The organism is Serratia sp. T13T92 (genome assembly GCF_047530105.1).
Classification (GTDB): domain Bacteria; phylum Pseudomonadota; class Gammaproteobacteria; order Enterobacterales; family Enterobacteriaceae; genus Chania; species Chania fonticola.
This window is the reverse complement of sequence record NZ_JBLJAK010000001.1, coordinates 56845-83838: the sequence shown is the minus strand read 5'-3', so window position 1 is coordinate 83838 and position 26994 is coordinate 56845. Positions and strand designations below refer to the sequence as shown.

The following is a 26994-nucleotide window of genomic DNA, read 5'->3' as shown; positions in this document are numbered from 1 at the left end:
CGGTGTGGCAAAACCCTTTTTACGCAGTGGCAATCTAGATGACGTTCTTACATTGGGCGAAAATGGGCAACCTGTTTATGCGTTGGCGTCGCAGTTACGTGAGGCGTTGCGCCTTCAGCAACAGCCAGCCGTAGCGGATTGCCTGGCGATCCCGATCCTCAACGCGCAAGGCGACCGCATTGACTGGTATGCGCCAATCGCTGGACGAGCGATCTCCTGGCATGCGGCCGATGACGATGCACGGTCAGCCGCCTTGCCGCTGTTGGAACATTTCCAGATCACCGCAGAAGCCATCAGTCTACGCGCTCGCCACAGCGGTAAAGCCAACCTGCAAATGTTTGCGACGCTGCTCAGCAAGGCCATGCAGTTCCCAGATCAGAACGCCGTTTTCCTGGTGGATGGCAAACCGGTGATCACCTTCTGGGGCTGCGTGAAAGCCGATGGCAAGATCCGCACTGCGCCTTTGGATTGCCTGCGCCCGAAAGATCACCCTGCGCCCCCCATCGCCCCACCTATTATTGAACCCGTTGCTGAGCCCGTTGCTGAGCCCATTGCTGAACCGCAACCGCCTGCACCTCTGCCACCCGTCGCGGATGACAAGTCTCACCACGCCTGGTGGCTGCTGCTACTGCCTGCAGCTTTCATTCTGACCGCCGCGATCTGGTTGTTGCTCCCGAAGCCAACCCCTCAGGAAGCAATAAAAACGGTTGAGCCGGTCAAGATACAACCCAAGCCGGTTATTACTCCCGCCGCTCTACAATTGCCATTAGGCTATGCGGAGGTGCAGCCTCCGCCGGTCATCACGCCGGTAGTGGTCGATAAACTGGCGCTGACATTACCCGCCGAAGCGGTAAAGATCGGTTCTACCGCCTTCCTCAACGGTAAATGGCGCGTCACCTTGGCGATCAAGGATCCGCTGACCGGTAAACCGCCGAGCCTGCTGTATCAGTTTAACCGTGGCAAGGGCACCGCCAGGATCGTTCAAGGTGACAAAGTCACCTGTCGGGTCGAGGTCAACGCCGGTCTGATGCAGTCCGGCAATCTGGTGATCAACAGCCGTACCAAGGCCCGTTGCAGCGACGGCTCCCGTTATCAAATGCCGGAACTGGTGTGTAAGCAAGGTGAAGCTGGCACCGCCGCAGAATGCACCGGGCGTTACGGCAACAACGAAACGGTATTCCCTATGACGATCAAGCGCGAGAGTAAATAATGTTGGCGACCCCCATCGCATATCCGCAGCGCGTTACGCTGATACCCAACAGCGGGGTCCAATTTCTGGACTTCTCCCTTACGCCGGTATTGGATGCCGAGCGCCCAGGCAAATTTGTCCGCCAGACTGCCAACGGCCCACTGCTGCGGCTGAACTATCATCAGGCCAAGGATCGCTATTTCCTACCGGTAGCCCCAGGTGAACCGGCCGAAATGGTACGCCCAGAATTCAGCTTTCCTTTGGAGCAGTCATTGCGGCTGCTAGATCGCGTTTGGTTACCGCTGCCGTTCTTGCGCTTCAACCCGCCAAACAGTTTTCTCAGCGGGCCGGACAACTGGGCGCGTATGCAAATCAGACGTTTGGATCAGCCGGATCGGCAAGGCCACACGCTGCGCGTCACGCTGGCATTTGATACCCAAGTCTATCCAGTAGGGCATGAAAACCAACAGTTGGCTCCTAATCAGCAGGACATCGCCACCGGGCTGAGCTTTGCGCTAGCGCACCATAGCCAGGATTTGGGTGATTTCCTGGATGCCACCTGGGTGGACGGCTGGCTACGGGAGGTCTTTACCCAGCAGGCTATCGCCCTGGAGCAACGCCCGGAACGCAACATCAACGCTTCACTGCGAGAATTTGAATATCAGGCACACTACCTGAACCTGCTGGAACTGCTGGCCAGCCAGCTAAACGTGCCGAATATCACCCTAGGCAGCGATGTGCAGCAACCCGCAGTGAATGTGGATTTGATCCTCGATGTCGGCAACTCCCATACCTGCGGCATCCTGGTAGAAGATCACCCGGCGGAACGCAACGGTTTGAAACACAGCTATGAACTACAACTGCGCGATCTCAGCGAACCGCATTATCTGCACCAAGGGCTGTTTTCCAGCCGCACTGAGTTCGCCCCCGCCAACTTTGGCAAGGCAAATTACTCGTTTGAAAGTGGCCGCGACGATGCGTTTCTCTGGCCCTCGATGACCCGGGTGGGCCATGAAGCCTGCCGCTTGGCTCTGCAGCGGCAAGGCGATACGGCATCTACCGGCCTGTCCAGCCCACGGCGCTATCTGTGGGATGAGGAGAGTTATGCCCCCGGCTGGCGTTTCAACCGTACGGCAGAGCATAGCCTGCATGAGCCGCCTGCTATCGCGACACCATTGGCTCAGTTGATCAATGACCAAGGGCAGCCGTTATCCAGCCTGCCACCGGAAGAGCGCCTGCCGGTTTTCACCCCAAACTACAGCCGCAGTTCGCTGATGGCTTTAATGCTTAGCGAGCTGTTGGCTCAGGCGCTGATGCAGATCAACAGCGTTGCCCAGCGCCTCTCTTTACGTGACGGGGCAGCACCTCGCCGTTTGCGTAATATCATTCTGACCCTGCCTTCCGCTATGCCGGTACCGGAACGTGAAATCTTCCGCCTGCGGATGCATGAGGCGATCGCGCTAGTGTGGCAAGGCATGGGGTGGCATTCGGCAGATGAAGATTTGATCGGCATAGCCAGCTCGGTGCCGGTCCCCGCCGTACAGATGGAGTGGGATGAGGCCACCTGCGGCCAGATGGTCTATCTGTATAACGAAATCCAGGTCAACTTCGCGGGCCAGGCTGAGGCGTTCTTTAGCGCCATGGCACGTCCGGACTCGGCTGAGCCGGGGAAAACGCTGCGTATTGCCTCAGTGGATATCGGCGGCGGCACCACCGATCTGGCAATCACCCAGTACCGTCTGGAAGAGACTGCTGGCAACAACGTCAAGGTGACCCCGCATCTATTATTCCGTGAAGGCTTCAAGGTAGCGGGAGATGACATTCTGCTGGAGGTGATCCGCCTGTATCTGCTGCCCGCCCTACAGGCCGAATTCAAACGCGTCGGCGTGTCAGAACCGGCAGCACTGATGGCCGAACTGTTTGGCCAGGAAGAGAGCCCAGTATTGCAGCAACAAGTGACACTGCAACTTTTCATCCCGCTCGCTCAGGCGATCCTGAAACGCTATGAAAGCTTCACCCCGGTGCAGACTCGCAGCGAGATCGACGCCGTGCTGGGCGAACTGTTGACGCAAAAACCTACCGATAACGTATTGAAATATATCAATACTGCGGTGCAACGCGCTTTACCGGCAGAGGCTGAACTGTTCGACGTTTTGCAGACGCCGCTAATCCTGCGGCTGAGCGACTTGCACGCCGAATTCCTTTCACCGCGCATGGCGCTTACCCGCAATCTGCGGTTGCTGACCGAGGTGATCGCCCTGCACAACTGCGACGTGCTGTTGCTCACTGGCCGCCCTTCTCGTTTCCCTGGTATTCAGGCCCTGTTCCGGCAGCTACAGCCGGTGCCGATCAACCGCATCGTTTCGCTGGATGGTTATCACACCAGCGGCTGGTATCCTTTCAGCCAACAAGGGCGGATCGACAATCCCAAATCCACTGCGGCGGTGGGTGCGATGCTGTGTCTGTTAGCATTGGAGTTGCGCTTACCGGGCGTTTACTTCAAAGCGGCCGATTTCCACCCTTATTCAACGGTGCGTTATCTGGGGCGCCTGGATGCAGACAACCGCCTGCCTGCCAATCAGGTTTTCTATGCCGATCTCGATCTGGACACCCCAGATGGCGGCTTGGACAGCAGCGTCAGCTTTGCCCTCAACGGTGCGTTGTGCCTGGGATTCCGTCAGTTAGATAACGAGCACTGGCCTGCCGCCCCGTTGTTTACCCTGACGATTATCGATCCGCAGCTGGCGCGTAACCTGGCTGGCGATAACCTGTTACGGGTTAAAATTGCTCCGCAGCCGGGCTCTCCCGCTCGCTGGAGCATCACCAGCGCCGAACTGGAAGACGGTACCCCGGTGCCCACCGAACATCTGCAACTCAAATTGAATACGCTGATCGACAGTGCCACCGGGGCTACCCACTATTGGATCGACAGCGGGAGCGTTTTTGCATGAAGTCAGCCATTCCCCCAATCTCCCCGCTTACCCAGCGCTGGCCGTTATTAAATCAAGGTATCGCTCAGGCACTGGCCTGGGCGGATAATACCCGCCTGCAGACGCCCCGTTTTGCAATGGAAGCGCCTACCTTAATGCTTAACCTGCGCCGATGTCGCATCCGGCTTCAGCGGTTGGCGGTTGCCGCCACCCAACGGGGAGCGCTGGGCTTTTATGGCCGTTCGCAAGCGGCAAAAGATTATCTCATCGCCTCACTGGCCTCGGCAGAAGCGGGCTGTCTGGCGACCACCTTCGCCGGTAAAACGCTTGATTACCTGACGCATATCCGCCCAGGGCACTCCGCCGTAGGGATAGCGATCCGCTTTAGCCACGCCGTACCTCAACAAGATCCTGATTATCCGGTGCAGCTTCAACTGCTGACGGCGGCGGAGTTAGTGTGCATGCTGGCGCGTAGCAGTCATACGCAACAGGCAATAGAAAAAACAGAGTTCGAAGAACTTATCGCCTCGTTGACAAAACGCTGCCAACCTCAGGCGGTGCCAGGTATCGGTGCCGATGATATCGTCACCCTCTGGGATAGCTTGCGTACAGACGACCCTCGGTTACAACAGTGCTGGGACAGAGAATACTGGCCAAATGCCTTGGCTATCGCGCCCTATCTGTCCATTGATGACCGGGCGGATCTGTTTGCTCCGCTGTGGGGGAAAGAACCGGCATTAACCGCATGTTATCGCCGTCTGGCTTACCGGCTGGAGCAGTTGGGGGGCGCAGCAAGCGTGCTGGCTCCGCTCAGCCTGCTGACGGATGAAAATCAGCAGCCCAGCTACGGTATCCTGACGCCAGCAAACCTGGAAGAGACCGATGACAAGGTTCAGCTCAAACTCGATAACGGCGTGATGACGATGCCCGTGGCAGAGCTGAGGTTATTGGCCGCAGAGTTGCTGATCCCTTTACAGAGCCACCCGGCCCATAGCGGCTTTGCGTCAACCGATTATCTGGATCTGCCTGCCTATACGGCAGACGACGAGAGTCTGCAGCAGGCCAAAAGCCTCATGTTGCTGCAACGTTATAGCGACCAACAAGCTATGCAAGCCTTGATCGTCTGCCATGCGGCGGCCTGCCGTGAAGAAGCAACTATGGTCGGCCAGTCGCTGGATCATTGGGTACAACAACATCAGGAAGCCGATAGCCGTGGTCATCCCGAGTTGATCTGGGCATTTACCCCGTACGATCGGCGTTCGTCGGCCCATTTTGACCAAGCCGTACAACGTTACGTTGGCCATCCCGGCGAGGTTTGGGGAACGCTGCTGGCGATGAATGAAGATGAAGTCCGGCGTATGACCGACTACCTGCTCACTTCGGTGAATGTTGCCGCCCGCCAAAACCGACTGCAACAACGTTTCGATCGTCATGAGCAAGAGTTACGTCACAGCCTGCTTGGCCGCTGGCTCAACGTGGCAACCGAGGATAAAGCCCTCCTCGCCAAGGCTACGGTAAAAACGTTGCAAGACCGCACCACGCTGCACGGTGAACTACTGGAGCACCTGTTGCCAGACCGCAACGCCCTGCTGCCAATCTTTTGCCAACAGCAGCAAGATCGCCCGCATAACGACGATCCCTTGGCGATCGCGTTAGATCTGTTTGACGAGCAACCTACAGCGGCATCTCCACTAGAGTCTGGCAGTAACGTGGTTTTGCAGGTGCAACAGCTATGGATCACCCAACTGCGTAATCTGGCTGAACATCGTGCGTTAATCGACCTGCTAGCGGTGGAAACAGCCACCTTGACCACGCTGGCCGATGAGTTGATCACCGCCAGTTTCCGGCTGGATATCTGGCAACGCCTAGGGAATGCCCTGGCCGAACCGGGACACGCGGGCCACAACAGAGAAAATCACGTCGAGCGGCAAATCGCCTGTACCTTGACGGTGCTGGGGGATTTTGTCGCCTGGCTTGGCTTCCAGCTGCGTCCGCAGGCGCAACGGCCAGAAAGCCGCATTAACCGCGGCCATAAGATCTTTACCAAACCCAGCCAGAGCGCCGATCTACGCATGACCGCATTACCTGTCGAACCGATCAATAACACGGCGTTGTACATCTACGATTGGCTGGTGGGGTTATATCAATTAATTACTGAGAATGCGGGCCACGGCGGTGCGCAAACGCTCAGTGAACAGCAGCGTGAAAAGTTGGGTCGGATTATTCAAGAGATGGGTTAAACGGGTGCAGCATGCGGCGCCCCTACGGTCGAACATGTGAATTCAGCAGTCAGCAACTATAAGAACCTCTCTCCCAACGAGGAGAGAGGCAATTCAATTAAAAACGGTCAATCTGTACAATCTCATCAACCGGCAGTTTACCAATGCGTGGGTAAGGCTGGCTGATACCTTTGCCAATCGCCACCATCAGCGCAATCTGGTAGTGCTCTGGCTTATTGATGATCTTGCCCACGGCGTCAAAATCAAAGCCGTCCATTGGGCAAGAGTCATAACCTTGAGCCTTGGCCGCCAGCATCAACGTCTGAGCAAACAGGCCGCTGCTGCGCATCACTTCATCACGCTGCACCTGGGCCTTGCCGCGGTAATATTGGTCAACAGCAGGCAACATAAACTGTTGCACCGGCTCCGCCGCTTCACGCCAGATGTTTTTCACCTGGGATTCCCAACTGGACAGATCGCCACACAGTACGACCAGCATAGAGGCATCGGTTACCTGCGCCTGGCCCCAAGCCACTTCGCGAATATGTTCACGCTGGGCACGATCTTCAATCAGCAGCGGGCGCCAATGTTGCAGGTTGAAAGCACTAGGGGTGTTTTGCAGGGCAATATTGAGCAGCGCCTTCTTCTCATCCAGCGTCATCACATGCTGGGTATCAAACTGTTTAGTCGCACGGCGTTGCTCAATAGCGTCAAGTGTATGCATTACTTCATGTCCTTTGATTAAGTTAACCCGCTTATTGTCGCTTTTTCACAGCCTCTGTCCACCGGGATTTGTGATCCATTTGGCTCAGGCATCCCCTTCCGCCGTCAAGTAAATAGCGACTTCTATGTTTGTGCCACATATTGCATGTTAGCGAGTTCATAACAGGAAATAAGGTTAGCAGTAAATTTACCCTCTTAGTTACATTCAAAAAATTAATTAATAACATTGCATTTGCTGAAAATATCACTCATGACGTGAGCTTTTTAATTTTCAAGATAATAAACCAAGAATATTCTCACTTGAACGCTGACGCCTGTCATATAATACCTAAAAATACCAAACGCAAATGAGTAAGCTTATCATTACAGCCGTAAGTTTATTAAATTACCCCTAAATAAGTAGCTCTCTTTGATATTTCGCAATGAAGCGAGAGTGGCTAACCGCCGATACTATTTTTTCTTTTGAGCAAATATCATGACCGATAAATATAATAATGATTCCCCGCCAGGGATTAGCCGCCGTCACTTCGTTAAAGTGAGCAGCGCACTAGCCGCAGCCCCGTTGGTTGGCGTCCGATTTGCCTATGCCAATGGGGGCACCAAAAACGACACATCTGCTGGAGCTGTGCCACCAGAACGGATCGTTCCGACTTGTAGTAGCTTTGACTGCGGCGGTAAATGCGACATCCGTGCCCATGTGCAAGACGGCATGGTTACCCGTATCACCACCCTGCCCGATGCCGAGTTTGATCCGGAAATGCCGATCATGCGCGCCTGCGTGCGTGGCCGCGGTTACCGTAAATTCGTCTATCATCCCGATCGGCTTAAATATCCGATGAAGCGCGTCGGTAAACGCGGCGAAGGTAAGTTTGTCCGTATCACCTGGGATGAGGCAACCACTTTAATTGCCGATAACCTGAAACGGATCACCGAGAAATACGGCCCTGCTTCGCGCTTTGTGCATAACAATACCGCAGTTACCGGCGGCGCGTTCTCAGGCGATAAAATGGCTCGCCGTCTGCTCAGCCTGACCGGCGGCTACCTTGAGTATTATCACTCGGTCAGTATGGGTAACACCGGTGCGGCCACCCCGTATACCTACGGAGCCGCGGCCAGTGGTAACACCTTGGATACCCTGAGCGAGACACCACTGGTGATCTTGTGGGGGCATAACCCTACTGAAACCATCTTTGGCCATACCAACCACTATTTTCAGCAGATGAAGCAGAACGGCACCCGCTTTATCGTGGTGGATCCGCGTTACTCAGACACCTCGTCTTCGTTGGCGGATCAGTGGATCCCGTTGCGGCCCGCCACGGACAACGCGCTGATGGATGCAATGATGTACGTCATCATCAGTGAAAACCTGCATGATCAGGCGTTTATCACCCGCTATACCTTGGGCTTTGATGAGGGTTCGATGCCGGAAGGCGTGCCCGCCAATGAGTCGCTGGTCGCTTATCTGATGGGGGCTAAAGACGGCATCAAGAAAACCCCAGAGTGGGCTGAGGCTATTACCCATGTCCCGGCGCAAACCATTCGTCATTTGGCGCGTGATTACGCCACGGCCAAACCGGCAGCGCTGATCCAGGGCTGGGGGCCGCAACGGCATAACTGTGGCGAGCGCACCGCCAGAGGTTCAACGCTGTTGGCAACCATCACCGGCAACGTGGGTATCAAAGGCGGTTGGGCTGGCGGCTATGGCGGCATTGGTAACCGTAAATTTACCACTGGCCCAGAAATGCCAGACAACCCGGTAAAAGAAAAAATCTCCATAATGAACTGGGTGCAGGCGGCGGATGATGCCAGCAAGGTCACGCCCGCAGATGGCTTGACCGGTGGCGACCAGCTCAATAGCAATATCCGCCTGCTATTTTCCCTGGCGGGTAACTATCTGGCCAACCAAAACCCGGATATCAACCAGGCCGTCAAGGTGTTGGCCGATGAGTCCAAGATCGAATTTATTGTGCAAAGCGATCTCTACCTGACGCCCAGCGCAAAATATGCCGATGTGTTATTGCCCGAAACCAGCTTTATGGAACGTTGGAACATTGGCGAAACCTGGGGCACGGCAAACTATTTAATCCTGTCTGAAAAGCTGATCGAACCTGAATTTGAACGCCGTTCCGATTACGACTGGATCCGTGAGGTGGCGCAGAAACTGGGCGTGGAGCAGGAATTCAGCCTTGGGCGCAGCGAGAAGGAGTGGATCGTGCAGATCTGGGAAAACTCCCGCAAGGCCATGCCAGATGAACATTTGCCGACGTTTGATGAGCTGTTGGTCCAGCGCCGCCACCTGTTCAAAGGCAAGCCGCATATTGCCTTTGCCGATAACATTCGTGACCCACAAAACCACCCGTTCCCGACGCCGTCGGGAAAAATCGAGATTTTCTCTAAACGTCTGTATGACATGCACCATCCGGAAATTCCGGCGTTGTCCCATTACGTTCCCGCGCATGAGGGACCGGAAGACCCACTGGCGGCTAAATACCCGCTGCAGTTGATCACCTGGAAAGGCAAGAATCGGGCTAACTCCACCCAATATGCCAACCCGTGGTTACAGGAGGTGCAGACGCAGAAGCTGTGGATCAACCCGGCAGATGCCAGCCACCGGCACATTGCGCAAGGAGATTACGTTCGTATTCACAACGACCGCGGCGTGACGCTGGTTCCGGCAGAGGTTACCCAGCGTATTATGCCTGGCGTGGTGGCATTGCAAGCGGGATCTTGGTGGCAGCCTGACGCCAACGGCGTCGATCATGGCGGCTGTGCCAACGTGCTTAGCTCTGCGCGGATCACCGCGTTGGCGAAAGGTAACTCTCACCAAACGATGCTTGTGGAGGTTGCCAAAGCATGAGTAAATTTATCGAGTATGCCCCTGTCAGCGATCGCCAGCTTGGGTTCTATATTGACTCCTCTCGCTGTTCCGGCTGCAAAGCCTGCCAAGTCGCCTGTAAAGACAAGAATAATCTGGAGGTTGGGCGGCGCTTTCGCCGCATTTATGAGGTCAAAGGCGGCGGTTTTGTCTCCACCGGCCAGGGCGGTTTCCATAACAACGTATACGCCTATACCCTGTCGATATCCTGTAACCACTGCAAGGATCCGATCTGTACGGTGAACTGCCCAACCACCGCGATGCATAAGCGCCCCGGTGATGGCATCGTGCGCGTCGACACCGATAAGTGCATCGGTTGCGGCTATTGTGCCTGGTCGTGCCCGTACGGCGCACCACAGCTCAACGAGGCTACCGGCCAGATGTCAAAGTGCGATTTTTGCATCGATTTACAAGCCGCTGGGGAACAACCCATCTGCGTGGCAACCTGTCCGTTGGGGGCCATCAAGTTTGGCCCTATTGATGAACTGCGGGCGAAATATGGTGACCTGTGTGATGTGCAGGGTCTGCCTGACTCCGCCATTACTCACCCTAATCTGGTCGTCAAACCGCATCAAGGTGCAGAACAGGGGAGTAAATAATCATGCATGAATGGCCTCTTATCATTTTCACCCTGCTGGTGCAGGCTTCCGTCGGTATCACCTTGTTCACCACCTCTAGCCTGGTGCTGGCCAAGCAAGGGCTAGGCAGCCAGGAAAAGCGTCGTTACGCGCTGCCTTTCATGCTGCTCGCCTTTATCTTCGGGGCACTGGGTCTGATGGTGTCAACTGCCCACCTGGGGTATCCGCTGAATGCGTTCCACGCCTTGCGGCATGTGGAAAGCTCCTGGCTGAGCCGTGAAATCATCTTTGCCAGCCTTTATCTGACGTTTTTAGGGCTGGGGACACTGATTGCCCTGATCTCAAAACGGCTGTCGATCGCTTTACTGCTGATTGCCTCGCTACTGGGGATCGTCGACGTCTTCTGTATGAGTGCCATCTATGTTCACAGCTCTGTAGTGACATGGATGCATTCCAACACCTACCTGATGTTCTTTGGTTCAGTAATCAGCCTGGGCGCGGTTGCCAGCCTGTGGTCGCTCGCGATCCGCCCCGAACTGCCCTCGCAGCTGATGAGAAAGCTGGCGGTGACGGCAGTGGCCTTGCTGATTGCCATCACGCTGAGCCGTCTGCTGGTACAACCCGTGTATACGGAGTATCTGACCTCGGTGTGGAATGGTGACGTTGTCACCTTTCCTCATCAACCGTTGGACGCCTTTGCTCAGTTGGCCAGCCTGCGTTTAGCCTCGTGGGTTATATTGATCGCTGGCGTGTGCGCACTGGCACTCTGCTGGCGTTCCCACCGTATCAACAAGCGGTTGCTTGCCTTGGGCAGCGGGTTGATTGTGGTCGCTGAAGTGCTGTTGCGCGTTGGCTTCTTCAATATCCAATAACCGCAGACTTCTCTAGTCACATGGGGGGCGCCTGGCACCCCCCATGAATTACTTCATCGTTTTGGCATCGTTATTGGCATACACCTGATGGCGTTTGTGCATTTCCAGCGCGTCATTGTAGTTGCTATACAAGGTCTGATAGCGCTCCAGGCAGTAAACGACCAGTAGCGGCAACAATGCACAAAGGTATAGCGGGATAAATTGCGGAGTGATCTGCAATGCCGCAAACACCAGGCAGATCGCAATAGCCCACAGCTGCAACGCCAGCAACCAGAGCAGACCACGCTGCCAACGCGTCAGCTTGCCGGTGAACGCCCAAGGAGCAGCAGGCGCAGAGTTGGCATCCAGCGTGCCATTGAGTAACTCCCCAAACAGCACATAGCGCCGCGTCCGCCCGGCAAACGCCAGCATAAACAGCGTCACCGCCCCCATCAGGATCATAAACGCGACGATAAAGGCAGGATCGGCATAGCCGGGAGCCAGGCTAAATGCAGGCTTACGGGCAATTGGCAAGACCAGGGCGAAATTGGTTAACAGATTCAATAGCAAATCTTCGGCCACCAATCTTGGCAAGCGGCGCTGCCGAGGGCGATAGGTTTCGGGCTCACTATAGGACTTCAAGGCCATCAGGATATTGAACGGCGTTGATTTGCCTAGCTGAACCACCATCAATGCTGGCAGCACCAAGACACCAAGCAGCGCAATCAAGGGATAATGCCAGTCTGGGCCGCATAGCCATATCAGCCCGCTCAGTGCTGCCGCGAGGCACAGTATGACCAAAGAAGCCCAGCCAGGCTGGTACAGCAATTTCGCCATCCCTGCTGTTTTATGCTCTTTATACTGCCCCGCGATCGCTTGCGGGTTTTTAAACACCCGCAAGGTAAATACGCTGTACGCCCAGTAACCTTGACCATCGCGCATCATACTCCAGACAATCGACAGACAGATTGCCCCCAACCCGGTAATCATCTCCGGCAGAGTAATGTCAATGACGTTGCGGATCAGTGACGAGGTCAGAATAGCCGAGACCAATACCACGGGGATCACGGCTCCTCGCATGTATCTTTGGCTGAAAGTAGTCAATGTTGGCATCATATCGCCCTTATCCCGCATGCTTAACACTGCTGCCAACGAGATGGTAATAGTGTTGGATATGGTAATCCTCGTCAGCCCCGTAGTGCTCCGCCAACAGGTGGCTGAGGATTTTCTTGTTGCTGATCTCCAGGTAGCGGCGATGTCCCATCTGGGCCCACCGATCCATACTTTCACGCCAGCGCACGGTATGGATAAGGTGTAATGCCAGATTTTCCTTGATCTGCGCCACGCTATATTCCGCCTTGCCACTGCTGTTCATGATCAGCGGGCAAACCGGCGCAGAGAATGGCAGGTCGGCCAATGCCTGGCGCATCTGTGCCACCCCATCATGCATCAACGGTGTATGCCAGGCACCATTGACGCCCAACTTGATGGTATTTACCCCATGGCGCGCCAGATGATTAACCAGGGTTTTAACCGCGGTCAGTTCCCCTCCTACCACTTGCTGTTGGTGCCCGTTGTCACAGCACACGTTGAGTACGGTTCCCAACCCAAGATTGTCGATCTGCTCGCGCAGCGCATCATGGCTGTAGGGCTTGACCACATACATCGCCCCTTTGCGCTGTTCGGCCAGGTTTTGCATGATGGTCGCGCGCAGCGTGATCGCGTGGAACAGCGTTTCCAGATCCATCACCCCGGCGGCATACAGAGCGGTATATTCACCTGCGCTATGCCCGGCATAACCGGTTTCCAACACGGGAGTCCGTTCGCGTAACAACGTCAGCATGGCGGCGTTAACGGTGGTGACGGCCAACTGCTGATAAAGGGTTTTGGTCAGGCGTGTCATCGGCCCTTTCTGGCACAGTTTACGTACATCCAGCCCGGAAACATCGCTGGCACAATCCCACACCGCCTTGGTGCCCGGTGAAACATCACAGACATCGCTGCCCATACCGATCGCCGGGGATCCTTGTCCTGGGAAAATCATCATCCAACCGTCCGCGACGTTAGTTGCGGACGGTGTATTACCAATTGATTCGCATACCTGCATAGATATTTCCTTTTTCTCCGAAGGTGCCAAACTCACTCTCTTTACTGCCAAAGCTGGCGGCAACGCCGCTATAAGCCTCAATGTCGTTTTTGAGCGGCGTGCTCAGGTGTAGATTCAGCACGTTGCTGCCATCCACCAGGTTGACCATGCCGGAGACCGACCAATCGATACTGCCGACCTGCTCTTTATTGGTACGCGTATAGAGGGTGAGGTAGTGTTTGCCGAGCAGGTCACCGCCCCGCCCGACGTTATCGGTTTCTGCCGCCATCATGCGGGAGTACTGCTGATAGCCGTTACGGATATCCGCCATGAACGATGGCGGTAGCGGTGGCAATGACTGACCGTAACCCCCATTGACGAAGCGAATGGTGTCGACGTTTTCCTGCCACTCACTGCGGCTGTAGCCCTGGCTCTGACCATAATATTCCGCGCCGTATTCGCTTTGATCGCCAGTGGTGTAACGCAGGCCAACACCGATATCCGCTTGCGCACCATTGGCGCGCACCTTGTACGGCTCTTGCACATTGGCAAGTTGGCGCATGGCACGTGCGGAAGTCATGTCCAGATGACGCCAGGTCTGCCCATGAGAAATCGCCCCCTCAACGCTGAGGATCAGCATATCCGTCAGGTTGCCACTAGTGCCTAGCGCCACGGTTTTCCGATCGCCAGCCAGTAGCGAAAAAGTCGGGTTGAAGGCCTTCAGACCGGTCGCGGTGTAACTGGCATAGTATCTGTCGGTACTGTTGGTGCGCAGGATCGCGTCCCACTCAGAGGCGGCTTCCTGACGCTGGTGGTTGCGCTTGAGGCGCGGAAAGGCCGCTAACGTGAAGGTCCCTTCGTTGCGGTACCATGAGCTGCTGATGCCATACGCCCCTTCATCATAGAAATTGCGCCCGCGCTCCCCCAAGCCGAATACCCGTACGCTACGCATACTGCCGCTGATATTGCGCAGTAGGTCAAGCGGCGCAACCGAGAACAGATAACCACTGGTTTTACGTACCTTACCGGCATCAATATACCCACTGTCGCTGACCGCCCAACTGGCAGTGGCTTCGTTGAGTATGCCCAGCCCCTGGCGGCGCTGATCTTCCAGGGCTCCCGGCTGACGTGCCTGGAGAGCATACTCACCACTGGCCTGCGCCTTGACGCTAAGGGTCTCGGTCAACGTACAGCGGGCCACGCCGGAAAGGTACAGATTGGCAATAGCATTGTTACGAAATGCCGGGTCGTCAAACTGCCATAATGAGTCCGAGGTATGGGACGATACCCCCTCCATACCCGCGTAACCGCGTTGGATTAGACAGTCAACCGCCCAGCTGCTGCTGCTATAGGCGCCCACCAGCAGCAGAACCCCGCTAATCGGGGATCGCCTGCTCGCCATCAACCGTTCAACCTCAGCAGATACTCTTTCTGGAAGTTACTTTCCGGCAACGATTCCAACCGGATGTCGCTGTAACGCATGGTGGTGTAGTTATCCTTGCGCAGCGCGTCTTCCACCACGATGGTGGTGGGCCGCATCTGGCCTAACACCTGTTGATAATCGCGATAGTACGAGCGCTTGATCGGCACACCGTCGGCGGAAAGGAAGTCGGCCCGGCTAGGGAAACCGGTATCTTTTTCCACCCAGTAACTGATCGCTGGATAAGTGACATAGGGCCAACGGCGCTGTAACGAAAGTTTGTAGCAGATCGTCTGGCCACAGGCCTCTTCACCTACCAGCCGGGAGATATAGGAGTAATCAAAGTCTGCGGCAACCACGTCACCGTTGGAAATCTGCCCCACCAGACGTTGCTGGCGGGATATGGGGATCGGGCGCCGCAGGTCTGGTGCGTAATACCACATTTTGTCCAGATCGGAGAGTAAGGCTTTGCCTTTGTCGCGTACCGGGGAGATAAAGCGCACCAATGCACGCGCATCCCCTTTCTCTACCTGCTCCGAGGGTTTATAGAAGCGCATGGAAATATCCAGCACCTGCTGGTTTTCCGTGACATCACGCCCTCCCTTATGTTCCAGCAGTGTCAGCGTATAGCGGAAAGGCCGATCGGGTGCCCTCACGCGATCGGCACGACGGATAATCTCACGGGCCTGCTGATCTTCCTGGGTCAGGCTATTCAGTTGATGACGATCCAACAGATCTGCCGCCTGAGCCACCCCCGACATGCCCAGTAACACCAGGCATCCAGCTAATTGATATTTCATGGGAACGGTCCTTGTTTATGGGGCTATATATCCAGCATCATGCCAAGATCGGCAATAAGGGTGGAGCCACGTATAGCGCTCGACTGCTCAGAGACCAGAAACGCGGTAATGTTGGCCACTTCTTCCGGCTCCACCTTCCAGCGGCGCGGCGCGTTATTCCAACGTTCGAACATTGCTGACCACAGCTCGTCCAGGTACGGCAGCATATCGGTGTTCACCACCCCGGCGCAGATGCCGTTGACCCGGATATTGCGGTCATACAGTTCCACCTCCAGGTAGCTCACCAGATTTTCCAGTGCCGATTTAGCGATGCCGAGTGGGTATTTTTCCAATACGCGCTGGCTGCCTAGACTGGAAATCACGCAGATCGTACCGCCCTGGGGCATCATTGGTACCACTTCCTGTACGCAGGCGGTGTTGCCGATCAGGTTGGTATTGAGCAACAGCTTCCAGTCGCTGCGCGTCATGTCCATAAAGGCTTTGAACGGCGCAGCGGCGGCATTCAGTACCAGATGATCGATACGTTCGATCCCCTGCTGTCTGAGCTTTTTCATCATTTCACTGATATCGCGCGGTTCGGCGATATCCGCTTTGGCCAAAGTCACCTTCACGCGGGTTTCTGCTGCGACAAAGCGTTGCAGATTGGCCGCACTTTTCCCCTGATCCTTGCGGTAGTTGAGGATCAGGTCATAGCCCTCTTGCGCCAGTTTTTCGGCGATCGCCATACCAATGCCACGGCCTGCGCCGGTAATGAGTACGGTTTGTCCCTTTGACATGTCTCTTCTCTCCCTGAGGGGTTAAACAAAGCGAAACGCTTGCGCTATAACCAGTTTCGATGCCCGGCGTGCCGGGATAATGGACGCTATCAATGCCGTCACCAGCGGCAACGCGCAGGAGAACCAGAACAGATTGAAGTCCTGATCCCACAGCACAAAGGCCAGATAGCCCTGGGTATAACCAGGCGAAGGCGGCATCGGTATGCCGTTGATATTGATAAGCGCGGCGATAAGAATGCCGAAGCTGACGCTCAGCGCCGAGCCAATAATGCCAATGATGATCCCTTCCAGCACAAACAGGCGGCCAATATAGGCTTGGTTAAGACCGAGTGCGCGCAGCGTAGCGATTTCGCGGGTACGCTCAATGACGTTCATCATCAAGGTGTTGCCGATCATGAACACCACGATGACGCTGACGATGGATTTGATAAACAGGAAGATCCCTTCAAACAGGTTCACCACCTGATGATAGAAAATGGCCAATTCATCCCAGGAGCGCGCTTCCAGCTTGAGCTGATGCTGGTCAATGAGCTGGTTGATCCGCGCTAACACTTCTTCGGTTTGGTTGGTGTCCTGCAGCATAATGATGATTTTACTGACATCCTGGGTCTGCAACAGACGCTGGGCCGTTTGCAGCGGCATCTTGATCGCCGTATCGTCGTATTCTTTGATGCCGGACTGGAAGACGCCGCGCACCTGAGAAGACATGGCGTTTTGCCCACCTTGCGGGTTGACCACCAACATATCGACCCAGTCGCCATAGCCCGCCGACAAGGCATTGGCGATACCAGAACCCAGGGTGATGTCCCGCTGCTCAACCCGCGACAGGTCGCTACCAGAAATGATTTTATCCAGCGAGCCCAATACCAACGAGGTTAGAGGTTCGATCCCCACACCGGTAAAGAAGGTGGAAGCCCCCTTGTCATACTGGGAAATGATGCCGGTAAACGCCAGTTGCCCGGTAATGGTGGCGATCTTCGGGGCAATCACCGGATCGGCCTGCAGGAGCTGTTTCACCTCATCGTAATTATCGATGGTGTACTGCAGCGAATTGTTGGCCCCGCTGCTGAGGTAGCCTTGCTGATAAAGTTGAATATGCCCCAGGTTGGTACGGATAGTTTGTTCACGCAGCGCCCAGAACGAGTAATCGACAAACCCGCCAAAGATAAACACCGCCACTCCTCCCAGGGTGATCGCCAGTAGCGTCACCCCGGAACGACGGCGCTGGCGAAACAGATTGAGGAAGGTGTAACGGATATCGGTAGGTTTACGGATCGCCGTCACGATCACCACCAACAAGGCGTAAATGATAATTATGTTGGCAACCCAGAACAGGATATTCATCATAGCGGCACCTCCGTCAGCGGCTGGATGATGACTTTGAGTTCAGCAGGCGTCCATTCAGGTGCCGTACTTTGCTCGGACAGACGTTTCCCCTCTGCGCCCTGCAGTGCCAACGCCGCCCAGGCCGCCTTGGCATCGGCCACACGTTGGCAACTGGCCAGCGCATGCGCGGACATCAGCGTGATCATCGGTTTTAAATCAGCGGGCACCGCCGGGTTCTGCTGCAAATAGTCCAGGTCTTTCAATGCCACGACGCAACGGCCATGGGTAGCTGGAACAAAAGCATCCATCCGCACACGCAGAAAGCGCATCTGCCAGTCGCTCCCTTCGCTTTCCGCCGCTTCATCTATGTAGAAAAAACCCAGTTTTGAGGTTTCTGCCGCACGCATGTAATTCTTCTTGGCCAGAAAATCCGTGGCCATAAACAGTTGCGCGTAGCCATAAAACATTTTGGCGATGTGGCGATCCGGGTGCTGTTGATACAAGGCTTGCAACTGGTTGGCCGCACGGGTCAACGTACTCATTGGCGCTTGGGAATTAACCGCCAGGATCGCCTGTAAGCTGGGGTTATCCTGCGTTTCCTGCAAACCAGTGGCCTGCGACAGCCCACTGACCAACACCAATAAAGTGACAGCGTAATGCTTAAGCGATAACAAAATCATTTTCCAACTCTCCATCCCTGATTTCCAACACCCGTTTGGCCCGATCGCGCAGCGTCAATGAATGGGTGGAAATAACAAACGTGGTTTTCAGTTCCTGATTCATGGTAAGCAGCAGATCGACGATCTCCTGCCCGGTACGGGTATCCAGATTGCCGGTGGGTTCATCGGCAACGATCAAACGTGGGCGTTTCACCAGCGCACGGGCGATCGCCACGCGCTGCTGCTGCCCGCCGGAAAGCTCGCCGGGCGTGCGTTTGTAGTGCGCCGCCAACCCCACTTTTTCGATCATGTCCATCACCTGGTCCTGCGCCACGCGGCGGCTGAAGCCGTTAAGCATCAGTGGGTAATAAACGTTATCGAACACGCTCAGTACCGGCAGCAGGTTAAAGAACTGGAATACGAAGCCGATGGCATCAGCACGCAGGCGAGCGGTTTGTTGGTCACTGAGCGTGGAAAGGTCGTTACCCAGCAAATAGACATGGCCACTGGTGGGATAATCGATACCGCCCATCAGATTGAGCAGCGTGCTTTTACCACTGCCGGATGGCCCACATAACGCGATAAATTCGCCGTCATGGATTTCGGTGGTAATCGAACCCAGTGCCACAATGGCACCCGGCCCTTTACCAAAGCGTTTGCCTGCCTGTTGCATCGACACCACAGGCAGAGGTTGTGCAATATGTAGGGTGGTCATGATGTTCCCCGATGATTTGACGGTAAGTGACAGGCTTGCGGTACCCAGTTCTCCAGCAACCAGGCTCCTCCCTCACCGTCGAGCACACTCAACAAGCTGTGCCCGGTGATATTGCTTTGCAGTAGATACTGCCAGGCCAACGCCGGATTCATGCAGCCGCTGTCGCCATAGAGTTCACTGAGCGAGACGCAAGCCAGATCGGCAGGTAACTGTTCAAACGCATGCCGCTGCACGGCGCGAAATGACAGTGCCGGTGGTGTTACGCCCAACACGGCCTGGGTATCCGTAGCCAGATACCGCTTACAGTGGTCTGCCAGCTGCAGCGCGCGCCGCTGGGTAGAACCCGATAAGGCTTGATAATCACTCAAATGCAGAGCAACGCCCTGGCCTGGTTGCTTTTTTAGGATCAGGCAACCGACACGCTCAACGCTGAACTGACCGTTGGCGGGGATCGGCCCCCGTTTGCTGGATGAAGGAAAGTGTTCGGCCTCAGAGAAAACCAACACTGGGAAGCTACGGAATTGGCCGCAGATGATGACGTTATCGGCCATATTACTGTTCAGGCAATCCTGCGCCATCCGCAACGCACTCACCAAGCCGGTACGCTCACCGCGCAATTTGCAGGTGAAATCCTTGATGCCGTAATCCCGCACGATACCTTTGGGCAGAATATCGACGCTCAACGAGTCTCGCCAGCTGTTGACCCCTTCAAATACCGATGCTTCTCCCCAGGAATCACAATAAATCAACGCATTACGCTCATTGCGCAGGCGAAACTCCCCCTTACTCCCCAACTGAGCCACCGCCTGAGCACAGGCCGCACTCATATCGTTCAACCAGCCACGATAATTGGCCTTACGCAGCGCCTCTTCAGGCAGTATTTCACTGTCAATGCCGAAACGACGGAACAACCACTGGTCGCTGCCCGCATTGGCATTGGCTTTTTTATGCAACCAGGCTTCCCACACGTTGTACCAGCTAGGAAAAAAACGTTGCATCGGCGTGCAGGGTTCCAGCAGAGAAAACCCCACCAGATTGATGGCTGCCGCCGGTATCACTTGTTTAACCATGTTCATCTGCATCCTCTCTGTTAGCGGAGATCACCATGGCGATGGCCGAACCATCGAGCCCGATACCAGACTTGAGGATGTGCTGCCGTTTCATTACCAACGGTGGGCTATCGGCATGAACATGAATTTGCAGACTGTCGTTAATCGGGTAACGCGTGGTCAGCGCCAGCAGACGACGTTGTTGTAGCGCATCCGCCGCCAGCATCAGATCCAGCAAACCACAGCAGCTCTCCATGTAACCGACCTGCCCCTTGTAACTGACCACCGGAACCCCGCATTTCCCCCAGACTTTTTGCAGCGCCATGGCTTCTGCCTTGTCGCTGGCTATCACCCCATTGGCATGAGGGAAAACGCAGGCGATATCTTGCGCGGTGAGCCCGGCTTCCAGCAGTGCCCGCTCAAACGTCTGGGCGATGGTGCGAAAATCCGCCGTGAAGGAACTGCTCCCCCTGGCACCGCTGCTCTGGCAAAACACTGAGCTGCGCAAATTGACAGGCGAAGTAAAGTTGCGCTGACGAGCGTGTTGCTCGCTTTCAACGATCATCGCCACGACACCGTTGGTGGGTAGAATGCAGCTGTTATGGCTGCTAAACGGTTGTGCCCCCTCTTCCCCCAGCATGTCCTGACCACCCAGGAAGACAATGTCCTGCGTCAGCGTTTCAAACCAGCCAACGACCAGCACCAAATCAACCTCATTGGCAGCAATGGCCGAGTGGGCCAAATGGACCGCCGCTAAAGAAGAGTTGCTGGCGCAATAAAGTGAAACCGGTGGCCAACTGAGCTGATAGTTCTGCGTCAGCTGTCGCGCCAGCCGATCCTGACCGTAACTCTTGGCATGCAGCCGTTTGATTTTTGGAAATAACCGCAGCTCTTCCTGGTCGTTACGCTCCTGATACCCCATAAAATCAGCAATGTCGGGCCGTTCACCATGGCCTACCAGATAAACCCGAACCCGCTTTCCCTGCAATTGATCCGTTGTCATCCCAGCTCCGGCAAGCGCCTGATTGATAACCGGCTGCAGGCGGGTAAACGTCGTACCGGCCGGCTGAGGGTCAGCAACATGGTGCGGATTACAACTCAAACGCAGATCCTGCCATTCGCTTTCGGTGGCGAACCAGGGTTGTGTGCTAGCCAACCTGTTTTCGCTCAGGCCCTTGATCAGCGCCGGAAAATCCGGCGCATAAGCACTGGTGACGCCCCAACCACTCAGGACGACATTCTGAATCACGCCATACTCCTCAGTACCACGGCATAGTGATTGCCGCCTTCCGTTGCGCCGAGCACCAGAGCGTTACGGACGGTTTTCTTCAGGGGTTGGGTGACAAAGGCGATATCCTCCGCACAGAAGTTTTCGGTGTAAGGGATCGGCAGGATTTCACCCCGCTTCATAATCTCCGTGACCACCGCGATATTGAGGATACCGACGCAGGACTCCACCAGACCAAACCAGGCGTTGTAGTTAACAAACGGCAGGTTTCGGCGAGCCTCACCGAACGCGCTACGGATCGCCCCAATCTCAACGGCATCACGGGCGGCAGTACCATCACTGGTGCCACAGATCAGATCCACCTCTTCCGGCTCCATGTCTGCTTCGTGCAATGCCTGACGAATGGCCACCGCCATGGACTCGATCCGGGCTGGCATATCATCCTTGGCGAAGTAGCAGCCGTCGCTGGATTTACCATAGCCGACAATTTCGGCGTGAATGTGGACGCCACGATCCTGCGCATGCTGTAAATCTTCAATCAGCAGCATGCCCGCACCTTCACCTGGGATATAGCCTTTGGCGTCCTTGCTGTAGATCTGGAAATCAGCCGGGTCGCGAGTCAGTAGCAGATCGCTGTTCAGCGCCTGCAGGCAGATAACGAAGGTGTTCATATTTTCATCCGCCCCCCCTACAATCATCTGCGGTTGCAGATCCTGGCGGACCAACTCGTAGCCGTAAGTCAATGCGCCCAATCCGGCATTGATACCTGTGGCCAGCGAGGTGTTATAGCCTTTGATCCCTTCGGAAATGGAACAGAAGGTCGAAATGGCATTCATCAGCGCACCTGGAAATTCGGAGGTCCGCACTTTGGTTGGGTCTGGGAACAGGCTTTGCAAGTAACGATCCACCGTCGAATGCGGCCCTTTGGACATGCCAAGGATCATGCCGATCGTCTGGCCGTCCCGTTTGATCTTACGCCCGGCGTCATTCATGGCTTGGGTAAGAGCCAGTAAGGCAAAGGTACTGATGGTATTGGCTTTACGCGGATCAAAGCGGCGTAGTGTCTTACGGGCATCCAACCCTTGCACCTGATGCACCCCGCCCGGTTTGTTCAGCTCATATTCCACATCCTGTGCGCCGAAGCGGTTACTCATGTAGTTAGCCACACCCTGGTTTTTCAGCATGACATTGAGTAATTGACGAAATCCCTGACGGGTATCGTCATCGACCGCCGGTGAGAACAGTTGTGTCAGTGGCTTCTGCGCCCACATTGTTTCCAGCATGCTTTGCAAGGTGTGGCCCACCGAGCTGACCGCCCCCATGCCGGTGATCGCGACGCGTTTGGGTTGGTAATGCGTTACCGGACTTTGCTCAGGCTTGACGCTGGCAATCACACAGCAGTTGTTACCGCCAAAGGCATAGTTGTTCTTCATGAACATCTTGACTTCGGCTTCCTGGAACTCGTTGGGCACGTAGTTGAGATCGCAGTTTGCGCGCGGCGTAGTGAAGTTGAGCGTTGGCAGGATCTTGTTTTCCGGCAAGGTCAGGAAGCAGGCGGTCAGCTCGATGATCCCGGCGGCGCCGATATTGTGCCCCACATAAGCCTTGGTTGAACTCACCGGGATAGCCATGATATTCGGGAAGACCTTCTTCATGGCCAGCGTTTCGCAGCGATCGTTAGCGTCCGTGCCGGTACCGTGGGCGTTGATATAATCAATATCCTGCGGCCCAATCTCTGCGTTCTGCATCGCATGGCGCATCACCTGTACCGCCCCTTCGGCCCGTGGGTCTGGGGCAGTCTCGTGATAGGCATCGCAAGAGGTGGCGTAAGAGACCATCTCGCCATAGATCGTCGCGCCACGAGCGACGGCATGTTCATATTCCTCCAGCAACAAAGCGCCAGCACCTTCGCCAACCGACATCCCTGGGGCACCGGAGAACGGGCTGGACGGTGTACGTTTCATGGCATGGAGCGCGTAAAACCCGGCAAAGGTCGGCAGATAGACAGGCTCGGTACCTACCACCAGCACCGTGGCATTCTTGCCGTTCTGGATCAGGTCATAACCAATCCCCATCGCGTTAGTACTGGCCGTACAGGCGGTAGCGACCAGTTCAAAGCCCCCTTTCAGCCCCAGCAGTGAAGAGACAATGGCGCTACAGGAAGAAAAACTGCCGGAGACCATGGCCTTCTTCAACGAGAAGCGCTCCGTCTGACGTTCGATCAGCGGCATAAAGGGCTCGGTACCGGCAGAGGAAACGCCGATGATCAGCCCGGTTTTATCCCGTAGTTCTCCGCGTGGTAACTGCCCTTGCTGCAAAGCCTCATGGCCAACCTTATAGGCCCACAAGGAAGCATTATCCAATGAGGCAACGATATCAGCAGGGAGATCCGGCCAACTCAGAGGCTGTAATACCTCGGAGGCGTTGGCATCCTCGAACCATTCCAGGTACTTTTTACTGGGTTTGATCCCACAGGTTTTATTCAGCAGTGCCTGTTTGAACTCGGCAACGTTAGTGGCAATGGAAGAGAGGTGACCCATACCGGTGATCACCACTCGTTTACGCGTGACTGTCATAGTGTCTTCCGTGTCAGCAAACCAGAAATCGAATGTGAGTGCGCCATGCTGCCATGGCGCAAAATAACGTGATGCTTTAGGGGGTGTTCGGTTTACTCGTTCTCTTCCCTCAGTTTTTGCCATTCAAGCTGCTGCAACAAATCACGTGGGCGCGAGCTGTCGACATAACTGTGTTCAGAAGGATTAATCAGGAAGCTGTAGTTACGGGCGAAAGGCACCGCCGACGTAGTCACCGCCACCGGGCCATTAGCCGTTACCACGTGATAACCATCAATGTCTGACCAAGCCCAGGCATCGGTCAGGAACAAACGGCCCAGACAGGCTTGCAGATCTGCCGAGTAATCGCAGACGATCACTTCACCGATGCAGTTACCGTCAAACATCACTTTGTCGCCGCGCTGCGGGATGGCGTCCGGTTTCCCGGCAATGCTCATCCCCACGATACGGTGGCTGATGCCCTGCTCTACGCGTTCGCTCAAACTTGCCAGGCCGGTGAAAGCGTCTTTGTCGTAACGCACTGCCCACTGCATTTGCAATGCGATCGGGCAGCCGGTGTAGGCATTGAACATGCCAGGTTCCCAGCAAGGGTTTTCCAGGCGCACTTTCCGCTGGTAATTCAGCCCACCGGTACGCATGTCGTACTTTTCACCAGCCTCCAGCATCTGGGTCCAAACATCGGCCAGCAGATCCTGTGGCCCCATCAGTTTGTAAGAGTACTCGCCGTGTTTGCCGCTGCGCAGCAGGATCAGATCGTCCTCAACGTGCATGTGCTCCTGGTATGGCAGGCCAATCACGTCCATCCCATACACTTCAGCCAACAGCTCCCAGGCGTATGGCCCTTCAAAGTGCAACATGCCCCACTCTGGCGTCAGCGATTCGATCGAGTCGATATCCTCAAACTCGTCTTCATTGCCAGCCAGTTTGGCACGCAGCATCTCGCACAGCGTTTCACCGCTGACCCACTCCGACAGCAACAGAAAACGTTCGTCATCACAGGCGATATACAGGTCGGTAATGATATTGCCTGCGTCATCGAGGATCAGGCTGTACATGGCTTGCTCATCCCGGATCGATGAAACATCGCCGGAAACCAGCTGGTTGAGCAACGACCAGGCGCTGTCACCGTTGATGACCGCGATGCCAAAATGGGAGTAGTCGGACAGCAGAATGTGTTGACGTACCGCCTTGTGCTCCTCTTCCGCTGCAAAATAACTCAGGGGAATGGCAGCGCCGTTACGCTCCCCCATTACTGCCCCGTGCTGCCGATGAATATCAGTGAGTTTGGTCATTCCTTGTCCGCTCCTGCTGCTGATCCGTTGGTGGTTTCCCCCTGCTTGGCAATAACAAACGAAGTCAGGGTGTTGACGCTACGCATGTAGGAAGGATCGTCACCTTCTGTCACACGGATGCCGAAGATTTCATCGAGCAACACGACGACCTCGGTGGCATCCACCGAATCCAGCTTCAACCCACTACCAAACAGCGGCGTGTCATCGTCAATCTGACTGACTTTCTGATAGAGGTTCAGGCGTTCTATTAGCCCCGTTTTGATTTTCTCCAGCACAGACTTGCGCTGTTCAATCCTTTCAATAAGCGCGATGTTACTCATAGCGGCATTACTCCCTGTTAGTTAAACGTACATACCTTTGCCTTCAGCCAGAATGCGATCGGTACGAAAATTGACAATCCGCCCGACGCACGCCACATTCCGGCCAACCCGCGCCTCCACTTCGTAATGGTGGAACCCGTTCATATCGGCGAATGCCAGGCGGCTATTGACTTCAATGGTGTCGCCCGGCGCGACCATGCTTTTGTACTTGACGTCCTGAGAGGCCAGCACGCCTAACACGCGCGCCCGTTCGCCTATCACTCGTGCCGTGCCCTCTGGCGTCTGCAGCGCCCGTGATACCTCATCAAATTTCTTCAAGGGTTGCTGGGTTTCTCGTTCATGCAACTGGCAAAAATCGTTCAGCAGACTCAGGTACTCACTAGACTGGCCGAAGATCTCGGCGATCATCACGCCAGGCATTACCGGATTGTCTGGAAAATGCCCCGGAATATAGGATTCATTAAAGGTGACGTGCTTGATCACGGTAATCGATCCTCTTTCTCCCGGTGAAAAGTCCACGATGCGGTCGACCATAAATATCGGTGCACGCCAAGACCCCATTTTCAGCAGCAGATTGGGCTGGACTAAGCTCTTGTTATAATTCGCCATACAACATTCCTGTCGGTTAACGCATCACCAGGCCGCCATCGGCCACCAAGGTCTGACCAACGATATAGCTGGATGCGTCTGAACTTAAGAAAGCCACCACGTTGGCGATCTCGTCGACACGACCAAGACGTTTCAACGGGATAGCGGACATTACGTTGCGCACTATCTGGCGCGGCACCTTTTTCACCATTCTGGATTCAATCATCCCCGGTGCCACGGCATTGACGCGGATCCCCTTCGAGGCCATTTCGCTGGCCAAGGTGCGGGTAAGGCCAATAATGCCGGCCTTGGCGGCGCTGTAATTGCTCTGGCCAAAGCTGGAGGTGATGCCGGATATCGAAGATATATTCACCACCGTTGAATTGCGGGCGTGACGCAATAATGGCAGCAGCCGTTTGGTCATGGTAAAGGTGCCATACAGATTAACCTTGATAACCTGATCAAACTCTTCATACGTCAGCGCGGAAAATACGTTGTCTTTGTAGATCCCGGCATTATTAATCAATACATGCACTTCATGAGCCTGTTTCTCAAGCTCATCGGCCAAGCTGGAAACCTCGCTGACATCAGCAACATTGCACTGCAGGATATGCAGATTTTCACCCTGCGGATGGGCGGATTTTAATTTTTCCAAACCGCTATTATCGTGATGGTAAATAGCGAAAACCTTAGCCTGCTGTTCGAGATACTTCTCACAAATGGCCAAGCCAATATCACCACTGGCGCCGGTGATAACCACATTTTTACCCCCTATATCGGGATAGTGAGACATAGAT

At 55.2% G+C, this 26994-nt stretch carries 22 protein-coding genes; 6 read left to right on the top strand and 16 right to left on the bottom strand.

The genetic code is table 11. The features are described 5' to 3' along the window. The first annotated feature begins 4 nt into the window (after window positions 1-4). From ACMV5I_RS00365 to ACMV5I_RS00355, 3 genes are read left to right on the top strand one after another with little or no spacing between them, the layout of a single operon-like run. Window positions 5-1210 (top strand): SrfA family protein, encoded by a 1206-nt coding sequence (locus ACMV5I_RS00365; RefSeq protein ID WP_414823391.1) that lies wholly within the window; start codon window positions 5-7, stop codon window positions 1208-1210. Next, complete coding sequence (locus tag ACMV5I_RS00360; protein WP_414823390.1) at window positions 1210-4140, top strand: virulence factor SrfB; 2931 nt, start codon at window positions 1210-1212, stop codon at window positions 4138-4140. Before ACMV5I_RS00365 ends, ACMV5I_RS00360 begins: the two co-directional genes overlap by 1 nt. Further along, on the top strand, window positions 4137-6359 hold the full coding sequence (locus ACMV5I_RS00355) for a virulence factor SrfC family protein (protein ID WP_414823389.1): 2223 nt from the start codon (window positions 4137-4139) through the stop codon (window positions 6357-6359). Before ACMV5I_RS00360 ends, ACMV5I_RS00355 begins: the two co-directional genes overlap by 4 nt. A gap of 97 nt (window positions 6360-6456) precedes the next feature. On the opposite strand, the gene ACMV5I_RS00350 is transcribed toward ACMV5I_RS00355, so the two are convergent. Further along, window positions 6457-7062 (bottom strand): nitroreductase family protein, encoded by a 606-nt coding sequence (locus ACMV5I_RS00350; protein WP_024486460.1) that lies wholly within the window; start codon window positions 7060-7062, stop codon window positions 6457-6459. Between the two features lie 474 nt (window positions 7063-7536). Here ACMV5I_RS00350 and ACMV5I_RS00345 point away from each other — a divergent pair, with 474 nt between their 5' ends. Genes ACMV5I_RS00345 through ACMV5I_RS00335 form a run of 3 tightly spaced genes read left to right on the top strand, consistent with a single transcriptional unit; the run spans window position 7537 to window position 11386 of the window. Further along, window positions 7537-9918 carry a DMSO/selenate family reductase complex A subunit gene (locus ACMV5I_RS00345; protein WP_414823388.1) on the top strand — a complete coding sequence of 794 codons (2382 nt, stop codon included), beginning with the start codon at window positions 7537-7539 and terminating at the stop codon, window positions 9916-9918. Then, window positions 9915-10535 (top strand): DMSO/selenate family reductase complex B subunit, encoded by a 621-nt coding sequence (locus ACMV5I_RS00340; RefSeq protein ID WP_414823387.1) that lies wholly within the window; start codon window positions 9915-9917, stop codon window positions 10533-10535. The genes ACMV5I_RS00345 and ACMV5I_RS00340 overlap by 4 nt, the downstream gene beginning before the upstream one ends. Window positions 10536-10537: 2 nt before the next feature. After that, on the top strand, window positions 10538-11386 hold the full coding sequence (locus tag ACMV5I_RS00335; protein ID WP_414823386.1) for a dimethyl sulfoxide reductase anchor subunit family protein: 849 nt from the start codon (window positions 10538-10540) through the stop codon (window positions 11384-11386). A gap of 48 nt (window positions 11387-11434) precedes the next feature. On the opposite strand, the gene ACMV5I_RS00330 is transcribed toward ACMV5I_RS00335, so the two are convergent. The 15 genes from ACMV5I_RS00330 to ACMV5I_RS00260 all read right to left on the bottom strand — a co-directional run bounded on the left by ACMV5I_RS00330 (window position 11435) and on the right by ACMV5I_RS00260 (window position 26990). Further along, window positions 11435-12481 carry a hypothetical protein gene (locus tag ACMV5I_RS00330; protein ID WP_414823385.1) on the bottom strand — a complete coding sequence of 349 codons (1047 nt, stop codon included), beginning with the start codon at window positions 12479-12481 and terminating at the stop codon, window positions 11435-11437. 7 nt (window positions 12482-12488) lie between these two features. Next, complete coding sequence (locus ACMV5I_RS00325) at window positions 12489-13472, bottom strand: ACP S-malonyltransferase (protein WP_414823384.1); 984 nt, start codon at window positions 13470-13472, stop codon at window positions 12489-12491. After that, window positions 13447-14853: a hypothetical protein gene (locus ACMV5I_RS00320; RefSeq protein ID WP_414823383.1), complete on the bottom strand. Its 1407-nt coding sequence runs from the start codon at window positions 14851-14853 to the stop codon at window positions 13447-13449. Before ACMV5I_RS00320 ends, ACMV5I_RS00325 begins: the two co-directional genes overlap by 26 nt. Continuing rightward, entirely contained in the window at window positions 14853-15671 is an 819-nt protein-coding gene (locus ACMV5I_RS00315) for an outer membrane lipoprotein-sorting protein (protein WP_414823382.1), read from the bottom strand. Before ACMV5I_RS00315 ends, ACMV5I_RS00320 begins: the two co-directional genes overlap by 1 nt. Window positions 15672-15694: 23 nt before the next feature. Beyond that, window positions 15695-16447, bottom strand: a complete 753-nt coding sequence (locus ACMV5I_RS00310; RefSeq protein ID WP_046808263.1) for an SDR family oxidoreductase — start codon at window positions 16445-16447, stop codon at window positions 15695-15697. Between the two features lie 21 nt (window positions 16448-16468). After that, a complete protein-coding gene (locus ACMV5I_RS00305; RefSeq protein ID WP_414823381.1) occupies window positions 16469-17794 on the bottom strand; it encodes an ABC transporter permease in 1326 nt (441 codons plus the stop codon). After that, window positions 17791-18453 (bottom strand): hypothetical protein, encoded by a 663-nt coding sequence (locus ACMV5I_RS00300; protein WP_414823380.1) that lies wholly within the window; start codon window positions 18451-18453, stop codon window positions 17791-17793. Before ACMV5I_RS00300 ends, ACMV5I_RS00305 begins: the two co-directional genes overlap by 4 nt. Beyond that, complete coding sequence (locus ACMV5I_RS00295) at window positions 18434-19147, bottom strand: ABC transporter ATP-binding protein (RefSeq protein WP_202671784.1); 714 nt, start codon at window positions 19145-19147, stop codon at window positions 18434-18436. The genes ACMV5I_RS00300 and ACMV5I_RS00295 overlap by 20 nt, the downstream gene beginning before the upstream one ends. Then, window positions 19144-20223, bottom strand: coding sequence for an ATP-binding protein (locus tag ACMV5I_RS00290; protein ID WP_414823379.1), 1080 nt, complete (start codon window positions 20221-20223; stop codon window positions 19144-19146). The genes ACMV5I_RS00295 and ACMV5I_RS00290 overlap by 4 nt, the downstream gene beginning before the upstream one ends. Then, window positions 20210-21445, bottom strand: a complete 1236-nt coding sequence (locus ACMV5I_RS00285) for a beta-ketoacyl synthase N-terminal-like domain-containing protein (RefSeq protein WP_202810171.1) — start codon at window positions 21443-21445, stop codon at window positions 20210-20212. Before ACMV5I_RS00285 ends, ACMV5I_RS00290 begins: the two co-directional genes overlap by 14 nt. Next, window positions 21442-24000, bottom strand: coding sequence for a beta-ketoacyl synthase N-terminal-like domain-containing protein (locus tag ACMV5I_RS00280; RefSeq protein ID WP_414823378.1), 2559 nt, complete (start codon window positions 23998-24000; stop codon window positions 21442-21444). The genes ACMV5I_RS00285 and ACMV5I_RS00280 overlap by 4 nt, the downstream gene beginning before the upstream one ends. A 92-nt stretch (window positions 24001-24092) precedes the next feature. Further along, window positions 24093-25289: an aminomethyltransferase family protein gene (locus tag ACMV5I_RS00275; protein ID WP_414823377.1), complete on the bottom strand. Its 1197-nt coding sequence runs from the start codon at window positions 25287-25289 to the stop codon at window positions 24093-24095. Continuing rightward, window positions 25286-25609, bottom strand: coding sequence for an acyl carrier protein (locus ACMV5I_RS00270; protein WP_202727344.1), 324 nt, complete (start codon window positions 25607-25609; stop codon window positions 25286-25288). Before ACMV5I_RS00270 ends, ACMV5I_RS00275 begins: the two co-directional genes overlap by 4 nt. A gap of 21 nt (window positions 25610-25630) precedes the next feature. Further along, entirely contained in the window at window positions 25631-26218 is a 588-nt protein-coding gene (locus tag ACMV5I_RS00265; protein ID WP_121606893.1) for a 3-hydroxyacyl-ACP dehydratase FabZ family protein, read from the bottom strand. 16 nt (window positions 26219-26234) lie between these two features. Continuing rightward, on the bottom strand, window positions 26235-26990 hold the full coding sequence (locus tag ACMV5I_RS00260; RefSeq protein WP_024486292.1) for an SDR family oxidoreductase: 756 nt from the start codon (window positions 26988-26990) through the stop codon (window positions 26235-26237). Window positions 26991-26994: the final 4 nt, after the last annotated feature.